Here is a 3,515-nt window from a genome sequence, read left to right on the forward strand (position 1 = left end):
GTCGGTTCCGTCGGTTCCGTAGGCTCAGTCGGCTCAGTCGGGTCGGTCGGCTCAGTCGGTTCAGTCGGGTCGGTCGGCTCAGTCGGCTCGGTCGGCTCGGTCGGCTCATCCTCAGAGTTCACCGTCTGCCCGCCGTCGTTGATGTCCTTATGCTCAGCGATCTTGTTCGGGTTCTCCGTAGTCGCATCCGGAGTGTCCTTACCCTTGTCGTCGACCTCAACAGAGGTCAACTCCTCAAAGACAACCGCAGCCTCAACCGGCTGTTCAGCGTTCGTAACCTTGATCTCGACCTGCTCAGAGCCGTTTGCTGCATCCGGGACAAAGGACTTCTCGCCCTTACCGAGAACAGTCTTCTCATCAGCCTTAGAGATCAGCTCTGCCTTAAGGGTGTACTTCTTACCCGGAACCAGGTTCTCATAGGTAACGGTATCGATTACAGTCGCGTCGTTAACGACGACCTTCTTCGATCCTTCAGCAAACTCGGCCTTGGTCTCGATCGACGGGGTCTTGGATTCCCCCTCGTCGCCTGGCAGGCCTGGCTGATCCGGTGGGAACACACGCTGACCTTGTTCCGTGCGTACCTGCCACGCACCGTCAGGTCCCACAATCGTAATAAAAGCATCCGCCGGCTGGGACGGAATCTCAATCGAAGGATCCACCTCGAACTGGTCATCCAAATTCGTAGCAGTATTCTTCACGATTCGAAGGCCCGTCAACTCTGTAAACTCGTCCGGGCTTCCTTCGAAGTTCTGGAAGCGAATCACATTATTAGGGTCACCATATCCAAGGTTTCCTTTAATAATGTTAATTGCTGTGTCCCTACCCGACGGGTCAGAGACAATTGCCGCCAAGTAAGTACTGTACTTAGCTGCGGCCTTTTTATCGCCCGCAGCTGCAGCGTCACGAAGCTTAATTGCCAGACCAATTGCAGCATCTTGATACTTAGGATCTTCAAATTTCAAGGCACCCGCAGAGGACTGCGTATAGCTGCCAGACGCCTTCATAGGATCTGGGGTAGTCAAGTCGATACACCAGGCCCAGCCAACATTATTAGCAGGGTTTCCTTTAGCCTCAGTGTTACCTTCCGGTGGAACACCCGCCCACACAAGTGGGCCCCAAGAACTATCGCCGCCCACCTTCTCATGCTCGGCGCCTAGGGCGTTATCCGGCTCAAAGTCCGTCGGCTCGGCCGCACCGGCCTTCGCCCAGGGAACGGTGACCATGGCTGCAATTACTGCTATTGCTGTGAAAATAGCAGTAAAGACCATCCACCCCTCTCTGGAGATATTCCTTAATTTACTCATCGTTTCCTCTTCGAATGATGTGAATGTCTACAAGTTTTTCTGCACAGCAGTCATGTTCCGCTGAAACAATCTGAAATCTGGACGCAGGTTTTTACACCTTGACCGGCGATTCTCCTTAAGAATCTCACGAACTCTTATAGTCCACACAGGAGAATATCACCACTCACAGCTGCCAGCAAGCCAGTTGATTGTTGTATAAATTTCCCCTATGCATCCATAGATCAACAATTCCGCTGGTGAAACGCGCTCTAGCCTCGCGCTTTTAGGCATTAATCGACAATCCGTTCGAGATAATGCTGATACGTCACTAAGATTAGAATTTCTCATATTTTTATACTTACGGTTTATTAAGCTTTGACTCGGGATATTGCTCACTGCGACCACACTTCTAAGCCCCTACCGGGAAGGCGGAATCGACTGTCCACCCCAGGTACAAAAGGACCATCCCCCGTCAGATGCGCCGCCTTGCATACGCAAAGTGGCCGCGCATATTGCACGGCCATCGCTCCCCCGTTCATCACCCCACTCCCCCGCGGGGCCGGGACATCATTCCGCCCTTTCTTAAAACGTCACTATTACTTTAATCATCGGCGGAGCGGGTTAATTTCGGATCAACGTCGACAACCGGTTCTGGGACCTCAATGACCTCAATATCGGAGACGGCAGTGGCGGTCGGCTCCACGGGCTGCGAGTCACCGTGAACGGTTCTATCAGCATTCGGCCCGACAGTGATCTTTCCCGCCGCCAGCGCTGCCCTGTCGCGGGCGGTCTCAACGTCCTCGGCAGTCGTGGCCACCATACCCATGCGGCGGCCGGCATAAGCCCACGGCTTACCAAACAGACGCACATCCGTCTCCTCGTAGGAGAGAGCGGTGTCGAGGCCAGAGTAGGAGACATCGTCAAGCTCTGCGTCCGCGTGCAAGATAACCGCAGCACCGGGGCTGACCAATGTCACGTCAATGGGAAAGCCCAGAATCGCGCGGACATGTAGCTCAAACTCAGAGAAACGCTGTGTATATCCCGTCAGCATGGCGGTATCCAAAGGACGCGGAGAGACGGAGGAGAAATACACCTCATCACCGGCCACGAAGAGTTCAACGCCGTAGACACCGCGCCCTCCCAATTCATTGGAGATACGCGCCGCAACGGAGCGTGCGTTCGCCAGGGCGTCTTCACTCATAGCCATCGGCTGCCACGACTCCACCAGATCTCCCTTTTCGTGGCGGTGACCAATGGGCTCACTGAACCAAGTAGCCATCTTGCCCGTAGCCGGGTCAATGGAGCGCACAGCAAGCAGCGTGACCTCATAATCAAAGTCAACGAAGCGCTCCACCACGACGCGCTTATACTCCGAGGACACGTGGCGCACCATGGCCCAGGCCTCCTCCACGTCCTCTTCTTCTTTAAGAAGGATGTGTCCCTTTCCGGAGGTCGTAATATCCGGCTTCACGATGCACGGCAGCCCCAACTCCCCCACTGCCTCTTGCAGCTCCTCAGCAGACTCAGCAAAGCGATAGGCAGTGACGGGCAGGCCGATGCTTTCAGCTACCTCACGCACGCTCTCCCGACACTGCGTCAGCTCACAGGCCCGCGCCGACGGTACGACGGTGGTGCCGAATTCTTCAATACGCTTCAGCGCCTCCACCGCGACGGTTTCCACCTCTGGGACCACGTAGTCTGGCTTGATCTTCTCAGTCAGCTCCCACACCTTGTACGGGTCCCTAATGTCTGCGATGTAGCTAAAGTGCGCAAGCTGCTGCGCGGGTGCTCCTGCGTAGCGGTCCACGGCGTGAACCTCAAGCCCTAAGTTCTGAAAGGCAATTACCAACTGCTTGCCCAGCTCACCTGCTCCTAGGAGCAGCACCTTGGTGGCGTTTCCTGTCAGAGGGGTTCCGATCTGGCCTGCGATGTCGCCTACGGTAGTCATTCTCGAATTATCGCATACTTTTAGCACTGCATTGCTTGGCGACGTCCCCCCACCCCACCGAACGGCTTCCCAACGCTTCGAGTCTTAGGATCACCAAGGCCCCCTTTCCCACCGCAGGGAAACGGTGGAAAAGGGGCCTGGTCTTTAGACTGACCTTCTATGTGTCAGCCGGCCACTTTGGGCCGACTGGCCCTCGGTATGCGTCAGTGTCTCTCTTACTTGGAGGAACCGTTAGAGGAACCTGCACCCGGCGCACAAGCATCAGCGATAAGGCCAATAGCCAG

General features: G+C 55.6%; 2 protein-coding genes. Both read right to left on the reverse strand.

What is annotated here, in order from left to right; translation table 11 throughout:
* On the reverse strand, positions 1-1,223 hold a 1,223-nt coding region (locus HMPREF2996_RS12715), incomplete at its 3' end, for a VaFE repeat-containing surface-anchored protein (RefSeq protein ID WP_210398884.1).
* Between the two features lie 661 nt (positions 1,224-1,884).
* The gene (purT, locus tag HMPREF2996_RS00020; RefSeq protein WP_070729489.1) at positions 1,885-3,231 is read right to left on the reverse strand and encodes a formate-dependent phosphoribosylglycinamide formyltransferase; all 1,347 of its coding nucleotides are present in this window, start codon (positions 3,229-3,231) and stop codon (positions 1,885-1,887) included.
* Between the last annotated feature and the right edge of the window lie 284 nt (positions 3,232-3,515).

Origin of the sequence: Corynebacterium sp. HMSC066C02 (assembly GCF_001814945.1) — a bacterium.
Classification (GTDB): Bacteria; Actinomycetota; Actinomycetes; order Mycobacteriales; family Mycobacteriaceae; genus Corynebacterium; species Corynebacterium aurimucosum.

Coding starts and splice junctions, on each gene's coding strand:
- purT (WP_070729489.1), bottom strand. CDS start 3,231: ATGACTACCGTAGGCGACATCGCAGGCCAGATCGGAACCCCTCTGACA.